The organism is Anabaena sp. CCY 9402-a (genome assembly GCF_963920945.1).
Classification (GTDB): Bacteria; Cyanobacteriota; Cyanobacteriia; order Cyanobacteriales; family Nostocaceae; genus Trichormus; species Trichormus minutissimus.
The window spans coordinates 24,326-40,820 of record NZ_CAWUDL010000045.1; the positions used below are offsets into that span (position 1 = coordinate 24,326).

Genomic DNA, 16,495 nt, shown 5'->3' on the forward strand with positions numbered 1-16,495 from the left:
GGTGCAAAATGTAAATAATTTTGAACAGCACTTTCTCTCAAGGCATTGGCAGTAAATTTACTCCCACCTTTCAGGAGTGCTTGTAGCCTTCTCTACATATTTAAAAATCTAACGTTAGAAATAGACCAACAACAGCAATATATTTTGTCGTTCTAGCCTTGATGTGTCTTAGGGTATAGACACGTCACAGCTACTTTGGTCTTCACCCAAGTTTTCTTGATCCATTTGCTGGCATCGTGATGTTTAAAAAAAAGAGGCTACTAAGCTCAATATACATTCTCGAACACCTCTCCTATCAAGCTATTGGGAAGTTTGTTAGCTAAAAGTTATTCATATACACAAAATCTTACTTTCCCAGAAAGTTGAAGACAATCCCTCACGATACACCTTAATCACTGATAAATGCTCACTGTTCACTGATTTAAAGATGAGGCTCTGGAGGAAGTTCTGCCTAAATTTGGATATTGTTGTATCTTGGTTAAGTATTAACACCAATTCCGAATACTATTAGCTGTCTCGGCAGAAACTAACTGAAAATTACAATTTTTCAGCCTTGACTTCAGATTTAAACAATATACATTGGTAAAGATTTGTTATGTATGTTGGATTAACTAGTCATTAGTCAAAAGTCAATCGTCAATACTACCAAGCTCTTTAACTATTGGCTCTAGACTATTGACTACAGGACTGTTTGCCTGTTGATGCTGATACGATCGCAAAAATTTAGACCTGTACACGGAATTTTGGCTAATGACACCGGATACCCTGACAACCCCAGAAAAAGTTTTATTGGATGGAAAAACTTTTATCCCCGCCGAACAATTACCTATCCCAGAGTGGCCTTGTGTGGTAAGTGAAAGACCACAGCCAACTCTGACGGTTAAGGATGATGATCTATTCTTGGTGACAGACACAATGGGGAACATTTCTGGCTGTTCCCTCAATGATGGTGGTAATCCCAGTATGGGGCTGTTTTGCTGTGATACGCGTTTTTTGAGTCGTCTGGAGTTGCAAATTGATGGGCGATCGCCTGTACTCCTCAGTGGTACGGCAGAAAAAGGTTTTGCACTGGCGATTTTGTGTACTAACCCCAAAATAGATGACCGTATGACAGCTGATAGTATCGGTATTCGCCGGGAAATGGTACTGAATGGTGCTTTATTTGAAGAAATTGAGGTAGCCAATTACAGCACCACCAGTATCAGTTTTGAACTAAGTATTAGCTTTGATGCCGATTTTGTCGATTTATTTGAAGTCCGGGGTTATGAGAGAGAAAAGCGGGGGAAACTTTTACGCCTTGTAGAACCTATATCGGAAGACTTAGCCGCTTTTCACCCTGATAGCCATACCCAAACTCAGCCCTCAGCAGCAAAGGAAAATGTTTTAGCCTTGGCTTATCAAGGTCTAGATGGTTTGATAATGGAATCCCGCATTCAATTCCAACATCGCCAACCAGACTATTTCAAGGGATACACTGCGGTTTGGCGGTTAGAAATGGCTTCTCATTCTACCCAAAAGCTAGGCTATCGGGTGAATCTTCTCACCAATAACACTTCTACTTCTACAGTGAGTGCAGCTGTGACTTTAGGACAGGCTAAAGCAGCTGAGATGATGGAGGAACAGCACTGGGTACAACAAATTACCAGTATTCGCACCGATAAAAGTATTTTGAATCGGTTAATTGAACGTGCTGAACAAGATATGTATTTGCTCCGCCAGTCTTTTGGTGAAAAGAAGACTGTCTCGGCTGGTGTTCCTTGGTTTTCCACACTGTTTGGGCGAGATTCGCTGATTACAGCTTCCCAAACCCTGATGCTGAATCCCGAAATTGGCAAGGAAACCTTGATGTTACTGGCAGCTTACCAGGGTAAAGTGGAGGACGATTGGCGGGAGGAAGAACCAGGTAAAATTCTGCATGAGTTGCGCTTGGGGGAAATGGCAAGATGTCAAGAAATTCCCCACACACCCTATTACGGTACAGTGGATGCTACTCCCCTATGGTTGATGCTGTATGCCGAATACTACGCTTGGACTCATGATCTAGAAACCTTAGAGCAACTTTGGCCCAATGCCTTAGCAGCGATGGATTGGATTGATCGTAATCTTCAACCAACTGGTTATCTGAGTTACCACCGCAAATCTAAACGGGGACTAACGAACCAAGGTTGGAAAGACTCTGGTGACTGTATTGTAGACCGCAAGGGGGAACTAGCCAATGGTTCTATTGCCTTGAGTGAGGTACAAGCTTATGTTTATGCTGCCAAAACCCGTCTAGCAGATATTGCTAGAACGAAGAAACGACTTGACTTAGCAGAACGCTGGCAAGAAGATGCTAAAAATCTCAAGATGCGTTTTAATCAAGATTTTTGGATGGAAGACCAAGATTTCTGTGCTTTGGCTTTAGATGGCGATGGTAAGCACGTTGATAGCATTACTTCTAATCCTGGTCATTGTCTGCATTTGGGGATATTTACACCAGAAAAAGCGTACAGTGTGGCGGAAAGATTACGCGCACCCGATATGTTTAATGGCTGGGGTATCCGGACTTTGAGTAGTTTGTCCCCAGCTTATAACCCAATGGGTTATCACATTGGCTCGATTTGGCCTCATGATAATGCTTTGATCTCGATAGGACTGCGATCGCTGGGTTTGATTGATCAAGCTTTGGAACTATTTCAAGCTTTGTTTGACATGACGAATCAGCAACCTTACCAACGTCCCCCCGAACTTTTCTGCGGATACGAACGTAATGGCGATCGCACCCCTGTACAGTATCCTGTTGCTTGTACTCCCCAAGCTTGGGCTACTGGTAGCATTTTCCAGCTATTGCAAATGATTGTTAATTTAGTACCTGATGCGCCTAATAACTGTCTGCGAATTATTGACCCTGCTTTGCCAGAATCAATAAGTCGTCTGTCACTACACAATCTGCAAGTCGGTACTACTATCCTCGATTTGGAATTTGAGCGTTCTGGTAGCACTACCGCCTGTCGTGTTGCTAGAAAACGCGGCAATTTGCGTGTGGTAATTGAAGCATAAAAAGTAGGTAGAGCGTGATGATTTTGCTGATCACTACTCTCTACCTACTAAGACTTGAAGTATATTGACTATATAGTAGGAAATTTACCTGTTTAATCTACCTCTCTTTTATGCCCTGGAGAAGATTCATAAAGTGCATCTAGTTGTTGACGCGCATCTTCAACATTGATAGAACGCATTACCAATAAAGGCTCTTTGATCATATTGCCTGTGCTATCTAATAACTCTGGATGGGGTACGAAGTTGTTTTTAGATCCCAAATAACCAAAGCCGCCTTGATTGCCAGTTTGTGAGTTTCTGACTGGGTAATTGCGATCGCGATCAAAACTGAACATGATTAAATTACGAATCAAGTTAGCAACAGCTATCACCGCAAGAATAGTAAAAGCGAGAATGTAGAGTAGGTGTAACATCAATTTTTCCTCCAGGGCAGCAAATTTTAAAAAGTTTTAAAACTTCATATTTTAACGGTTCATCTCGCCAAAGTTTGATTCATCGGCAAGGAAAGATATCTGATGCATCTTGAGCGCATCTATTTATAGGTAGGTTAATTTGTCAACATTTATTTAACTTATCGTAGCATACGATACATTAATTGTTGATAAAAACAATGTTAAGGATTTTTGGCAATTTTTACGAGTTGTATCCCTTCATAGATATCTATCTATGTGGCTTGCTCAGAATGAAAGCGTCTAACTACACTCCAGCACTCAGTTACCAATTGATGCCAGGGCGTTAATGTTGCCATATCAATCCCGACTTGTCCTTCGGTGACGTTAAACAGCATCTTTGCTGTCTTTAGTTCTTCCTGGGCTTGCTGAATCCGTATTAGCAAATCAGACTGCTCTTGTTCGTGCATAAATGAGAGCCGCTCCTTTTCCAGAAAGTCACGCGATCGCTCAAACCAATACTGAAAATCGTCTAACAAGGGTTCTAAAACAGTTTTGAGTATATGGGTATCCGGTAATTCCGAGTTTCGCATAAATGAGAGATATACTTCTAATTTCTTTACTAATATTAACTTCTTTTACAATTCTTAACATTACTATAAGCTATTTCTTCAGAAAGATTTCTCAAAAATCAGTAGTGTATGTGACAAAACTGTAGTATTCCACCTCCATAAGTCAATACAGTTCAGTGAAGAGAATAGTAGTTAGGGAGTTTCTCACCCCAGAGTAGGCGATGAGCTACGGTGGGCGGAACGCCAGCGCAGTAGAGCGATAACCTTGTGTTATATTTGGGTAGCTTTTTCACAAATGTAATTGTCAAATTTACAATTACCTCGCCAATGGTTCAGCAGCCAATGTCGCCTAATCAAGCTCCCAACACATCAGCACAACCTGAAAAAATGTATTTACCGCGTACCAGCGAATCAGAAAAATTAAAGAAGATTCGCCATACTGCTTCCCATGTGATGGCAATGGCAGTGCAGAAGCTGTTTCCCAAAGCGCAAGTGACAATCGGCCCCTGGATTGAAAATGGCTTTTATTACGACTTTGATAATCCAGAAGCATTTAGCGATAAGGATCTCAAAGCCATCCAAAAAGAGATGGTGAAGATTATCAACCGTAAACTGCCAGTAGTTCGGGAAGAAGTCAGCCGCCAGGAAGCAGAACGCAGAATTCAGGAAATCAAAGAACCCTACAAATTAGAAATCCTGGGAGATATTAAAGAAGAACCAATCACAATTTACCACCTGGGGAATGAGTGGTGGGATTTGTGTGCGGGGCCTCATGTAGAAAATACCAGTGAACTAAACCCCAAAGCCATAGAACTAGAAAGTGTTGCGGGTGCTTACTGGCGTGGGGATGAAACTAAAGCCCAACTACAACGGATTTATGCTACTGCTTGGGAAACCCCCGAACAGCTAGCTGAGTATAAGCGGCGCAAGGAAGAAGCCATACGACGTGACCACCGCAAACTCGGTAAAGAACTAGGATTATTTATATTCTCTGACCAAGTAGGGCCGGGTTTACCCTTGTGGACACCCAAAGGCACTTTGTTACGCAGCATTTTAGAAGACTTTCTGAAACAAGAACAACTCAAGCGGGGTTATCAACAGGTTGTTACACCTCATATTGGCCGAGTGGATTTATTTAAGACTTCTGGACACTGGCAAAAATATAAAGATGACCTATTCCCCATGATGGCAGAGAATGAGGAAGCGGCAGCACAGGAGCAAGGCTTCGTTCTCAAAGCCATGAATTGCCCCTTCCACATCCAAATATATAAGAGTGAGTTGCGCTCTTACCGGGAATTACCAATTAGGCTGGCAGAATTTGGTACAGTTTACCGCTATGAGCAATCAGGAGAATTAGGTGGTTTAACTCGTGTACGCGGGTTCACTCAAGATGATGCTCATATCTTTGTCACGCCAGAACAGTTAGACCAAGAATTTCTCAATGTTGTAGATTTGATCTTGTCGGTAATTAAGACCTTAAAGTTAGGTAGCTTTAAAGCCAGACTCAGTTTCCGTGACCCAGATAGTGATAAATATATCGGTTCTGATGAAGCTTGGAATCAAGCCGAAAATGCCATTCGTCGAGCAGTCGAAACCTTGGGGATGGATCATTTTGAAGGTATAGGTGAAGCTGCTTTCTATGGGCCGAAATTAGATTTTATCGTCAAAGATGCCTTAGAAAGAGAATGGCAGTTGGGAACTGTGCAGGTAGATTACAACCTACCAGAACGCTTTGATTTGGAATATGTTGCTGAAGATGGAACTCGCAAACGTCCAGTGATGATTCACCGTGCGCCGTTTGGTTCTCTGGAACGCCTGATTGGTATCTTGATTGAAGAGTATGCGGGGGATTTCCCCTTGTGGTTAGCACCAGTGCAAGCTAGATTGTTGCCTGTTGGTGAAGCACAGTTAGACTTTACCAAAGATGTGGCTACTAAGATGCGGCTGTTGGGTATTCGTGCAGAAGTTGATACTAGTGGCGATCGCTTGGGTAAATTAATCCGCAACGCTGAAAAAGATAAAATACCTGTAATGTCAGTCATAGGTGCAAAGGAAGTGGAAACTAACACCTTAAGTATTCGTACTCGTGCTTCTGGAGAATTGGGAGCTATCCCTGTGGATGAGGTGGTGGATAAAATGAAAGAAGCGATCGCCAATTTTGAAAACTTCTAGCAATCAGTAGCCTGGATAATACCAGCCCTTTCCACACCAACAAATAAACTAGTACCGCCACCGCCGTAAATTCAAAATTCTCCTCCGGAGTGCATCCTACGTATACGCTGCGCGTTCACGCAGTGTTCCGTAAAACCTGCGGCATAGCTACGCTTAGGGTGCAGCCTCTCTTAGAGAAGAAAGCGCAGTAGCGTTGCGTAGCAAAGTAAGCTACAAAATTCTGTTAGGAATACAGCGTAAGCATTTTGTTGATTTGGAATGGGTTGTTCTTTTACAAAGTTTGGCGGTAAGGCTAACTGGGTAATACCCACAACTTTAAAACCAACAATGATTAAACTTAAAACCCCACTTACCCTGAAAGAATTTCTCGCACTTCCGGAAACAGACATTATCTATGAATTAATTGACGGAGAAGCTGTTCCTAAATTCAAAAACGATGAAATGTCACCCAAATTTTTTCATAGTTCTATAACAGGTGCGTTATTTATATTATTGTCTACATGGGCTGAAGGAAAGGGGCGGGTGGTAATTGAATGGGCAATTAAGCTCACACGAAATCAACAAGACTGGATTCCTGTAGCAGATTTGACATATGTTTCTTATAATTGTCTTCCTGCCGATTGGTTGCAAGATGACGCTTGTCCTGTCGCGCCCGAATTAGTCATTGAAATTATCTCCCCTGGTCAAACTTTTGGGGAAATGACCGAAAAAGCCACTGATTATTTGCAAGCTAAAGTTCAAAGAGTTTGGGTTATTGACACCAAGGCAAAAACTATTACCATTTTTTACCCGGATGCTCTCCCTCAAACCAAACGCAGTCATGATAGTTTGGCAGATTCCCTATTTGAAGGGCTAAAAATTACACCGCAACAAATCTTCCAACAAGCAAGAATTCCCTAATTTATACATAAACGGGCGTAGAAAAATTCAATTTTCTACGCCCGCAAAGATCACATAGGACTGCTGTCAGCTTTCTGATGCAGCTTCATCAGATGTCGCTTCAGTTGAATTTTCGCTCAAGGGACGGATGCCAACAATCTTGCCGCCTAAGCGGGTAATACGTCGCATCTCATCATTCATGCGGCTGTAGGGGACTTGAACCAGAATTGTACTGCTATTGCGAACCGGATACTTATTGTTCTCGGTTTGATCGTTCTGCTTTAATCCTTCTACTTCATAGAGAAAAACGCGATTGTCTGAGGTTGAAGTTGACACTCTCATCCGTGGCTGTACCAACATGATGGTTCTATCTCCTATTGTGCGAGGGTGATGCTGGCAACCTTACCGCCCAGCTTATTAATTTGCTGGAGGGTATTAGATAGCTGTTCGTAGGGGACAATGAACTCTTTATTGCTACGACGCACTTTGGGATATCTTGGCAAACTGATACCCGTAACTTCAATGCGGTAGAGACCTGGGTTAGAACCCGCAGAGGATCTGCCAAAGGTGCGACTGGGTGCAGTTCCTTGTTTGGAAGCTTGATAAGCCCAACCTTCACTACCACCAGAAGGAGCGATGATTGCCGTAGCACTATTTTTCGCTAAGTCAGAGGCTAGACGAGAATTAGTACCAGCTAGCTGGGAGCGATCGCTATTGGCATAGCCGCGATAAAGGCGGAACATCCGCGTGAAACCAACGGTTTTCTGACCAATTCCTGTGGTTACGAAGTCACGGTAGTAAGGAACGATCGCATCTCCAAAATAGGTATCATATTCTACAGAATCGATATAAGAATCGATGTCTGCGTCGAAGCCTTGATTTTGGTAGCGATCGAGATGCTCAATCACTTCCGATTCATCGTAAGGAGCGCGTCCCAATAAATGTTTACAGTTCAATTCAATTACCCGCGTTTGAAAATGAGGGTAAAGAAATTTGGTTTTGTATAAGTCAGATTTAGCTACTGCTCGGACAAAATCTCTGACATTTATTTGACCATTAGTCAGCAAAGACTCCAAGCTAGTGAGACGTTCTGACTGCATCAGGTAGTCGTTGCCTAATACCTGACGATAAACTGACTGAATCACAATCTTGGCATCTTCTGGTGTCCAGTTTGGACGCAGTTCAATCGGCCGTGTTTGGTCAAAAGCCGCAGTTCCCAAACGAGATGCGGCAGTTGTAATTGCCATTGATATAGTTCTCCTTTTAGACTTGGTATCGCAAAATTTATCGGTTTAGGCAGGAGAAATATTTACTACTCGGCTACCCCGTTGATTCAGCCGTTGTAAAGTGGGCGATAGTTGATCATAAGTGACTAAATACTCACTCATACTACGCCGGATCTGGGGAGCGCGTCCTCTATCTGCTTGCATAAATCGCACGCGGTAAAGCTGTCCGCGATCGCCTGCGACAGTTCCAGTCAATCCCTTGCCAAAACCAGGGGTCTGCACTGGACTCGCTAAATTCCGGGCGAGATCCTCGGTTAACCACGCAGATTTATTTTTACCTTGGGCGCGATCGCTGTTAGCATATCCGCGATATATCTGAAACATTCGGCTGAAGCCTACGGTTTTTTGTCCCGGTTGAGTTTCAAATCCGCGATAATAGGGAACAATCCATTCACCAAAGTTTTCTTGATATTCGACTGAATCAATATAAGAATTGATGTCTGCTTCGTATCCTTTCTCTGTATAGAGATTGACGTGGTAGGCGATCTCTGATTCATCGTAGGTCGCACGACCGAGCAGGTGCTTGTAGTTCAATTCGATCAAGCGGACTTGAGGTGTAGAATAAAAGAACTTTTGCCGATATAGCTCAGATTGTGCCAGCAACCGCACAAAATCCCGAACGGTGATATTACCCTGCTGCAATAGTGATTCGGCACTGGTGAGGCGTTCGCTTTGCATCAAATGTTCATTACCAAACACTTGACGATAGGCAGCATGAATCACTGCTTTTACATCTTCATTTGCACGCAACTCTGTGGGAGATGTGTTAGCAAATGGCTCAAATCCTAGCTGACTGGCTGCCGTAGAACTAGTCATGATTGATAACCTTAATTTCTACAAGGAAAAAACAAGCCCAGAACCCCATAAAACTGCCCATGCTAGAAAATTAGCATTCACAGCCTTTAGTTGTTCTGGGCAAAAGCAAACCCTTAGCTTAGGGCGTTGATTGCATAGTCAATGTAGGAATTTGCTTCTACAGCTGGATCGCCACTCAAGCCATGATTTGCTTTGATGTACTTGAGAGCTTCAACGTACCAGCTAGGAGACAAATCAAAGGTACGGTTGATTTCTGTCAAACCACCAATTAAGTAGTCATCTAGAGGGCCTGTACCACCTGCAATTAGACAGTAGGTGATGATGCGGATGTAATAACCAATGTCTCGCGCACACTTGGCTTTGCCTGTGGGAGTTGAAGCAAAGTTGTTACCCTGCATTTGGGTGGTGTAGGGAAACTTTTGATAAACTGCATTAGCTGCACCATCAGCTAAATTTTGAGCTTTAGAGCTTAAAGCTTTAGCAGCATCAAGGGTAGCAGCAGCTTGACGGAAGCGACCAAATGCGACTTGAATTTCTGTGGAGCTGAGAAACCGACCTTGTGAATCTGCGGTAGCGACTGCTTCGGTTAAAGGTGTTTTCATGCTGATAATTCTCTCAACAAATATGTAAAGTTGTGTGGCAGAAAATGAGAACGGAATGAAATAGTGAACAGTTTACTAGCTCACTGCGGCAGCAGCGCGATCAAAGTAGCTTCCTAATTCAGCCATTAAGGAGCTACAATCACCACGGGTAACACCGCTAGGATCGTTGGCGATCGCGATCGCAGCTTCTTTCATTTTGCTAACGCCAGTGGCTACGGAAGGGCCGGGAACGCCTAGTGCTTGATATGTTTCACGTAGACCGTTCAAACAGCGATCGTCTAAAACGCTGGCATCACCTGCAAATACAGCGTAGGTAACATAGCGCAAAATGATTTCCATATCGCGCAAACAAGCAGCCATGCGGCGGTTTGTGTAAGCATTACCACCTGGTGCAATCAATTGGGGTTGTTCTGCAAACAATCCTCGTGCTGCATTAGCAACGATTGTAGAGGCGTTGCCGGTAATACGGTTCACAACATCCATCCGCTTTGTACCAGCAGATACCATATCTTTCAGCGCATCGATTTCTGCATCGCTGACGTATGTGCCTCTGGTATCAGCCTGGGAAACTACTTTAGTAAAAGCGTCAAGCATTCCAGCATCTCCTAATAATTATTACTATGCTGTAGATTCAAATTCGGTTCAAAGCCGAAGTTGTTGATTTGGATGACTATAGTTATTGACTGAAATATAGTTCCGCTATCATCAGTAAACAGGCAAAAAATATCGAGCGAGTTACACTCACTTGACCATAACGGTAATTTAACCGTTATACTTTTACCTAGTTATGATTAACTAGGGAACAGCTATAAATCAATACTGCTGATATCCACAACAACCATTTTTCTAATACTCTCAAGCCCAGATTAATGAAATGGCTAATCATCAATTTCTCAGAAACTGAATCCGCTCCATCAAGGGCAGGGAGTGCAGTTGGTTTTTTGAACCTACAATTTGATTAAAGCAATCAATTTGTGCAAAATTTGTGCAATTTTGATTTTGTCTCCAGAGAATTAGTTAAGAAATATTAAATAAACGCGGCAACCCTTTGATAGTAAGGATTTATTGTATTTTGATTTTGTCTTGAGACTTAATATCTCGTTACTTTTAGTAATATTCAGACACAATTCGGCTCACTAAAATCTGATTACCCAGTTTATTGAAGAAAGTGAGATTTTCTTAATATAAATTAACCTTAATATTTGTTAATATAATTTCAACAAACTTCTCTTCCCGACCTCCCTTTGTCAACGCTACGGTGTACACACAAGTTGTTTTACCCCCCTTAATCCCCTATCCATTAGTCGCATCTTTCTTAACAAAAGCTGAAAGCTAATTTCCAAGAGGATTCGAGACGATGATTACAATACTGGAGTTTAGACAAACAGCAGAAAGTATGAGTGTTAGCAATGATTGGCTAATTTCCAAGTTGCGGCGATTACACGATATCGCCGCAACCCTTTCCAAATATTTTTCACACCAGGTTCTCCATCAGCTTTACAACCAAGAAAACCAATAAGGAGTGCCTGTCAGATCGTATTCAAAATTGGGGCCAAAGTCTTCTCCTGTCCAAAAAGCTAAAACTCTAGCTCGTGGCGACTCTTGATCAACAAACTCTGCAATCAAGGCATACTGAATTTGGAGTACCTCAGCCAAGTAATGAGCGCAAGCTTGGAAAAAAGCTTCACCCACTTGAGATGCAATCCCTTCTACAATCAGTTTTAGGTTAATATTTTCTTGGTGAAACGTTTGATTTGGTAACGTAATTGTAGTTTCTGTTGAATGGGGAGTTAGCATAACAGTAGGTTCAATCTTGAGGATGCTTGAACAAGGTAAATTGCTCTCAAGATTTAGTTTTCCCACTTAAAAGGGATAACTTTTAATACCAAAGAAAATTCATCCAAGGTTCATACAAAGTTCATTGGTAACGGTAGATGAATGGTAAAGGTAGTACCTTGTCCTTCGCCTGGGCTGGTAACGTCAATTGTCCCGTCATGCAATTCTACTAGATGACGAGCGATCGCTAAACCTAATCCTAAGCCCCCTTGTGTATAATGGTGATCTGCCTGATGATAACGTTTAAAAACGTGGGGTAGAAACTCTGGGCTAATGCCTATACCTGTGTCAGTTATTTTAATTTGGGCTTCAGAATTTTTTGCTAAAAGCTGTACTAATATTTTTCCCCCTGGATGCGTGAACTTAATGGCGTTGGAGAGTAAATTACCTAACACCTGTAGTAAACGGTTGATATCGCCAGTAATAGTGGGAATTGATTGATCTATTCTAGATTCTAGAATGATATTTTTCGCTTTGGCTGAGGGGTAAGCTGTCTCTATGGCTACACCGATAATTGCGGCTAGATTCACTTGGTTGAGTTCTAACTTTAATTTGCTCCGCAGGATACGTGATATATCCAGCAAGTCTTCTAGGAGTTTTGATTGGAATCTAGCATTGTGTTCAATAGTTTCTACAGCACGGATAAAATTAGTCTGATCAAATTTCCGAGTTCGTAAAAGTTGCGCCCAGCCGAGAATAGCATTGAGTGGCGATCGCAAATCATGGGATACCATAGCCACAAACTCATCTTTAGCTTGGTTGGCGGCTTCAGCTTCATTCCGGGCTGATTTTTCTAGTTGTAAAAGTCGGTCACGTTCGGCTTCTAATTGTTTGCGATCGTCAATATCTGTACCTGAGCCAAACCACTTGACAATCTGTCCTTGCTCATCTTGGATGGGAACAGCTCTAACTAAATGCCAGCGATAGCTACGATCATATTTTCGATATCTAATTTCCTGTTCATAAGGTTCTCCTGTTTTGACAATTTTCATCCATTCGGCCATCACGCCTGAGATATCATCTGGATGTATAACTTCTTGCCAACCAAATCCCAGTGATTGCTCAACGGTTCTACCAGTAAATTCGTACCAGCGTTGATTGAGATGTTCATATTCTCCCTGAGCATTGGTAATCCAAACCAAGTGAGGTACAACATTTGATAAATAGCGATAGCGTTGTTCACTATCCCGTAATTCTTGTTCTGTTTGCTTACTAGCAGTAATATCAAAGGCTGTGCCAACTATTTGATATGGTGAACCGTCCGCATTTCTAGCAAATATAGAGTTGCGACTACAAAACCATCGCCATTTACCGTCGGCGTGTAGCATTCGGTATTCATGTTCTAAAACTTCACCATCCTTAGCCGAATCAAATCGTTGGAAGACGTTAGGAAGTTCAGCAAAATCATCAGGGTGCATGAATTGAGATAAAAATTCTTGTCCCAAAGTTTGAATTTGTTCGGGAGTATAACCAAGTAAGTTTTTTACCTGTCCGTTGAGATAGACATTTTGCCCTTCTACCAAATCGTGAACATACAAAATTCCTGGTGTTGTTTCGGCGATGCGTTCGATCAGTTTTTGCGATTCCCGTAACCGTTCCTCACTCCGGCGCAACTCAGCACTTAACTGGGCTTTTTTGATAGCTGAGTAGACAGTTAAACGCAAACGTTCACCCGTAGTCTGTCCTTTAACGAGATAGTCATGAACACCACTTTTCATAGCTTGGACTGCGATCGCCTCATTACCGTAGCCTGTTAACATCACTACAGCAGGCATCTTGTCCTGGGTTAGTGTTTTCAGTTCTGCTAAAAATTCCAGCCCATCCAAATCGGGTAATAAAAAGTCTAATAAAATCCCGTCAGGTTGTAATTTTTGACATAATGCCAATGCGTCTTCACCTGATTCTTGTTCTAAAATTTGGTAGCATTGCTCTTGATCTTGCTGGAGATAACGACGATAAACCTGACGGTCTTCAGGACAATCATCAATAATTAAAATAGTTAGCGGTTCTGCCATGACTATTTGCTAACAGCATCAGGAAGAATCACAATATCTAACCAGTAGGTTAAAAAGCTGTGAATTGTTATTACTAATCGATTGATATCAATTGGTTTTAAGATATAGCTAGCAACGCAGTATTGATAACATATTTCAATATCCTTGGGGTTAGAAGAAGTAGTAAATACAACTATAGGAATAGATTTGAGGTCTGGATCTTGTTTAAGTTGGGCTATAATTTCTCGCCCATCAGTACCTGGCAAATTGAGATCCAACAAAATAATTGATGGCCGTGGGGCAATTTGAGAATCACTATAAGCTCCGTTATGGTAGAGAAAATCTAGGGCTTCATCACCATCTACACAACGAAACACAGGGTTTAATATGACTTCTTTTTGAATGAATCGCCGCAAAGCTTCAAAATCTTCATCGCTGTCTTCAATTACTAGTAAAGGTTGGGTGATGTTGCCAATCATGAAGAAGGAGTGTAGTGATAGGTGACAGGTGACAGGGGATAGAGGACAGGGGAAGCAGGGGAGGCAAAAACCAATGAATGCTCAATACCCAATTGAGTAATGAGTAATGAGTAATACCCATTGTGAATTTTTTACTCTGTTTCTTGTAATGTGAAATAGAACGTGCTGCCTTTACCATAGGTTGACTCTAGCCAAATTGTACCGCCATGCCGTTCCACAATTTTTTTAACAATAGTGAGTCCTGCACCTGTACCACCTCCGTATTTGCTGGGGCTGTGTAGTCGTTTGAAAATGCGAAAAACTGAGTCAAAATGTTTCTCCTTAATGCCTATGCCGTTGTCTTGGACGTAGAATGTGATTGGTCGTGGTACATTATCCAAGTAGCCAATTTCAATCCATTTGTTGGGCTTGTCGTTGTATTTAATGGCGTTGGCGATGAGGTTGCTAAAGACTTCGCCTAATTGGACGCGATCGCCATACACTGTTGGTAGTGGTCTGGGAATACGGATTTCTACGCCTGATTCCTGAATGCGTAGGTTTAACATATCTAAAATCCGATGTACCAAATCATTCAGGTTAGTCGGCTGCATCGAAAGATCCACTCTTCCTAACCGAGAAAAATGCAAGAGTGAATCAATTAAATCCTCCATCCGTTGGGTAAGACGAATGAGAGTCATTAACTTCTCTTTACCTTCGGCATCGATAATTTCACCATAGTCTTCGATTAAGAAATTAGAGTAATTGTGAATCCCGCGCAGTGGTTCTTTTAAATCGTGAGATGCAATATAAGCAAAAGCATCTAATTCTTTATTGCTCCGTTCTAGTTCTATATTCAATTGAGCTAATTCATCAGCCTTTCGCAGCACCACACTAATAATTGCGCTTCGTAATTCTATGGCTGCATTGACTTCATAAGATTTCCAAGGTAGGGATTGGAGAAGGACTGTTTCTTTCCATAAATCAAAAGATTTTCGTGGTGATAAGCGCACACTTCCATTAGCTACTACCTCTACGGGTTTATGAGGATTACCTCCCCAATTTACAGTCTGCACTACCTCTGGACGAAACCACAAAATATAGTTTTTTTGACTTTTAGAAATAGAAAGTATCATCAAACCACTAGCGACATTCCGCAGTTTTTCAGCTTCCGGATAAATTTTTGCTAGGGAATCAGTATAGAAAATCTCTTCATGCAGATTTTGACTAATCCAATTTACTAAATCATGAATATCTTGAGTTGTTGGAGTCTTACCAATAATATGATATTGATCATTAAAACAGACAGCAGCACCTGCTGCATTTACTAAGTGCAGTATATTCGGCTGATGCTTAATTAACGCATCAATAAAATTATTATCTAGCGACATATATTCTATTAACTTGCCATGCACAGATTTAACTTTTATTTTAGATTCTGTGTTTTCACTATCTTCTTTTACACTCATTTCTAGAGAAGTCATTTGTCCTAAAAATTCGCACGCACTACGAATTTCATAGGGGACATATTTAGGTGACTGATGATGGCAGGAAATTAATCCCCACAGTTGTTTATTTTTGATAATAGAAATAGACATAGAAGCAGTCACTCCCATGTTCTGCATATATTCTATGTGTAATGGTGAAACACTCCGCAATACTGAACTACTTAAATTGAGAGGCTGATTATTAACAGGATTATTTGTTGGTATAATTGTTGCTGCTTGATAGTTAACATTAGGTATTAGTCTAAGCCAGTTTTCAGTGTAGAGCTTTCTAGCTTGTTGAGGAATATCAGAAGCTGGGTAACATAAACCTAAATATGATGTGAGATATTCCGGTTTTTCTTCAGCAATCACTGTCCCATTCCAATTTTTATCGAAGCGATAGACCATCACTCTATCAAAGCCAGTAATTCTTTTTACTTCTTTTGCTAAAATTTGGCTAATTTCAGAGACATTTGTCGCCGCTTGTAATTTTAGCATTGCTAGTTTTACCAAGTGGTAAAAATTAAAAAAAGCATGATTTTTTTCTGATAAAATTGGTTCTAGCTCTAGGATAATAAACCCGTTAGAACGGTGAATAATACCATCAAAATTTATACTTTTATCATGTAATTTAATACAAAATTCTATGGGATTAACAATTGGTAAATCAGTGTTTTTTAGACAATCTTTTAATAGATTTATTTGTTCTTTTCCCAATAAAATATCTAAGTTTTGATTAATTAAGTTTTCTGGATGTATACCAAAAAAACTAAATGTATTATTACTAACTTGGAAAATAGTTAATTCTGCTGACTCTAAAGCTAAAATAACTCCATGAGGTTGAATAGAACCAGGAATATGAATTGGTTCTTTATTACAGTTACTGAGGTCAACTTCAAATGTTGTATCAGTATTGTCAGTGTTCACTTTTTAGCCCTCATGATGATGACTTAATATGAGACTGACTC

Annotated in this window: 15 protein-coding genes; 4 read left to right on the plus strand and 11 right to left on the minus strand. The window is 41.2% G+C overall.

What is annotated here, in order from left to right; translation table 11 throughout:
- Positions 1–750: 750 nt before the first annotated feature.
- Complete coding sequence (locus ACM0OR_RS17220; protein ID WP_414577647.1) at positions 751–3,039, plus strand: glycogen debranching N-terminal domain-containing protein; 2,289 nt, start codon at positions 751–753, stop codon at positions 3,037–3,039.
- A 92-nt stretch (positions 3,040–3,131) separates the two neighbouring features.
- Here the strand turns inward: ACM0OR_RS17220 and ACM0OR_RS17225 are convergent, their stop codons facing one another.
- Positions 3,132–3,452, minus strand: coding sequence for a DUF2973 domain-containing protein (locus tag ACM0OR_RS17225; RefSeq protein ID WP_190698576.1), 321 nt, complete (start codon positions 3,450–3,452; stop codon positions 3,132–3,134).
- Positions 3,453–3,703: 251 nt separating this feature from the next.
- On the minus strand, positions 3,704–4,021 hold the full coding sequence (locus ACM0OR_RS17230; protein ID WP_190698572.1) for a DUF2605 domain-containing protein: 318 nt from the start codon (positions 4,019–4,021) through the stop codon (positions 3,704–3,706).
- Positions 4,022–4,327: 306 nt separating this feature from the next.
- Between ACM0OR_RS17230 and thrS the strand changes: the two genes are divergently transcribed.
- The gene (gene thrS, locus ACM0OR_RS17235) at positions 4,328–6,172 is read left to right on the plus strand and encodes a threonine--tRNA ligase (protein WP_414577649.1); all 1,845 of its coding nucleotides are present in this window, start codon (positions 4,328–4,330) and stop codon (positions 6,170–6,172) included.
- Positions 6,173–6,499: 327 nt separating this feature from the next.
- Positions 6,500–7,072 carry a Uma2 family endonuclease gene (locus ACM0OR_RS17240; RefSeq protein WP_414577682.1) on the plus strand — a complete coding sequence of 191 codons (573 nt, stop codon included), beginning with the start codon at positions 6,500–6,502 and terminating at the stop codon, positions 7,070–7,072.
- Positions 7,073–7,138: 66 nt separating this feature from the next.
- On the opposite strand, the gene ACM0OR_RS17245 is transcribed toward ACM0OR_RS17240, so the two are convergent.
- The 5 genes from ACM0OR_RS17245 to ACM0OR_RS17265 all read right to left on the minus strand — a co-directional run bounded on the left by ACM0OR_RS17245 (position 7,139) and on the right by ACM0OR_RS17265 (position 10,349).
- A complete protein-coding gene (locus tag ACM0OR_RS17245) occupies positions 7,139–7,411 on the minus strand; it encodes a phycobilisome linker polypeptide (protein WP_414577650.1) in 273 nt (90 codons plus the stop codon).
- Positions 7,412–7,425: 14 nt separating this feature from the next.
- Positions 7,426–8,298 (minus strand): phycobilisome rod-core linker polypeptide, encoded by an 873-nt coding sequence (locus ACM0OR_RS17250; RefSeq protein WP_414577652.1) that lies wholly within the window; start codon positions 8,296–8,298, stop codon positions 7,426–7,428.
- 45 nt (positions 8,299–8,343) lie between these two features.
- Positions 8,344–9,153, minus strand: a complete 810-nt coding sequence (locus ACM0OR_RS17255) for a phycobilisome linker polypeptide (protein ID WP_190698560.1) — start codon at positions 9,151–9,153, stop codon at positions 8,344–8,346.
- Positions 9,154–9,266: 113 nt separating this feature from the next.
- Positions 9,267–9,755, minus strand: a complete 489-nt coding sequence (gene cpcA, locus ACM0OR_RS17260) for a phycocyanin subunit alpha (RefSeq protein WP_190698557.1) — start codon at positions 9,753–9,755, stop codon at positions 9,267–9,269.
- A gap of 75 nt (positions 9,756–9,830) precedes the next feature.
- On the minus strand, positions 9,831–10,349 hold the full coding sequence (locus ACM0OR_RS17265) for a phycocyanin subunit beta (protein WP_190698554.1): 519 nt from the start codon (positions 10,347–10,349) through the stop codon (positions 9,831–9,833).
- 763 nt (positions 10,350–11,112) lie between these two features.
- Here ACM0OR_RS17265 and ACM0OR_RS17270 point away from each other — a divergent pair.
- The gene (locus ACM0OR_RS17270) at positions 11,113–11,274 is read left to right on the plus strand and encodes a hypothetical protein (protein WP_414577655.1); all 162 of its coding nucleotides are present in this window, start codon (positions 11,113–11,115) and stop codon (positions 11,272–11,274) included.
- On the opposite strand, the gene ACM0OR_RS17275 is transcribed toward ACM0OR_RS17270, so the two are convergent.
- The 4 genes from ACM0OR_RS17275 to ACM0OR_RS17290 all read right to left on the minus strand — a co-directional run bounded on the left by ACM0OR_RS17275 (position 11,253) and on the right by ACM0OR_RS17290 (position 16,454).
- On the minus strand, positions 11,253–11,552 hold the full coding sequence (locus tag ACM0OR_RS17275; protein ID WP_414577657.1) for a hypothetical protein: 300 nt from the start codon (positions 11,550–11,552) through the stop codon (positions 11,253–11,255). The genes ACM0OR_RS17270 and ACM0OR_RS17275 overlap by 22 nt on opposite strands.
- A 110-nt stretch (positions 11,553–11,662) precedes the next feature.
- Entirely contained in the window at positions 11,663–13,606 is a 1,944-nt protein-coding gene (locus ACM0OR_RS17280) for a PAS domain-containing protein (RefSeq protein WP_414577658.1), read from the minus strand.
- A 2-nt stretch (positions 13,607–13,608) separates the two neighbouring features.
- Positions 13,609–14,064 carry a response regulator gene (locus ACM0OR_RS17285; RefSeq protein WP_323268177.1) on the minus strand — a complete coding sequence of 152 codons (456 nt, stop codon included), beginning with the start codon at positions 14,062–14,064 and terminating at the stop codon, positions 13,609–13,611.
- Positions 14,065–14,195: 131 nt separating this feature from the next.
- Positions 14,196–16,454, minus strand: coding sequence for an ATP-binding protein (locus tag ACM0OR_RS17290; RefSeq protein ID WP_414577660.1), 2,259 nt, complete (start codon positions 16,452–16,454; stop codon positions 14,196–14,198).
- Between the last annotated feature and the right edge of the window lie 41 nt (positions 16,455–16,495).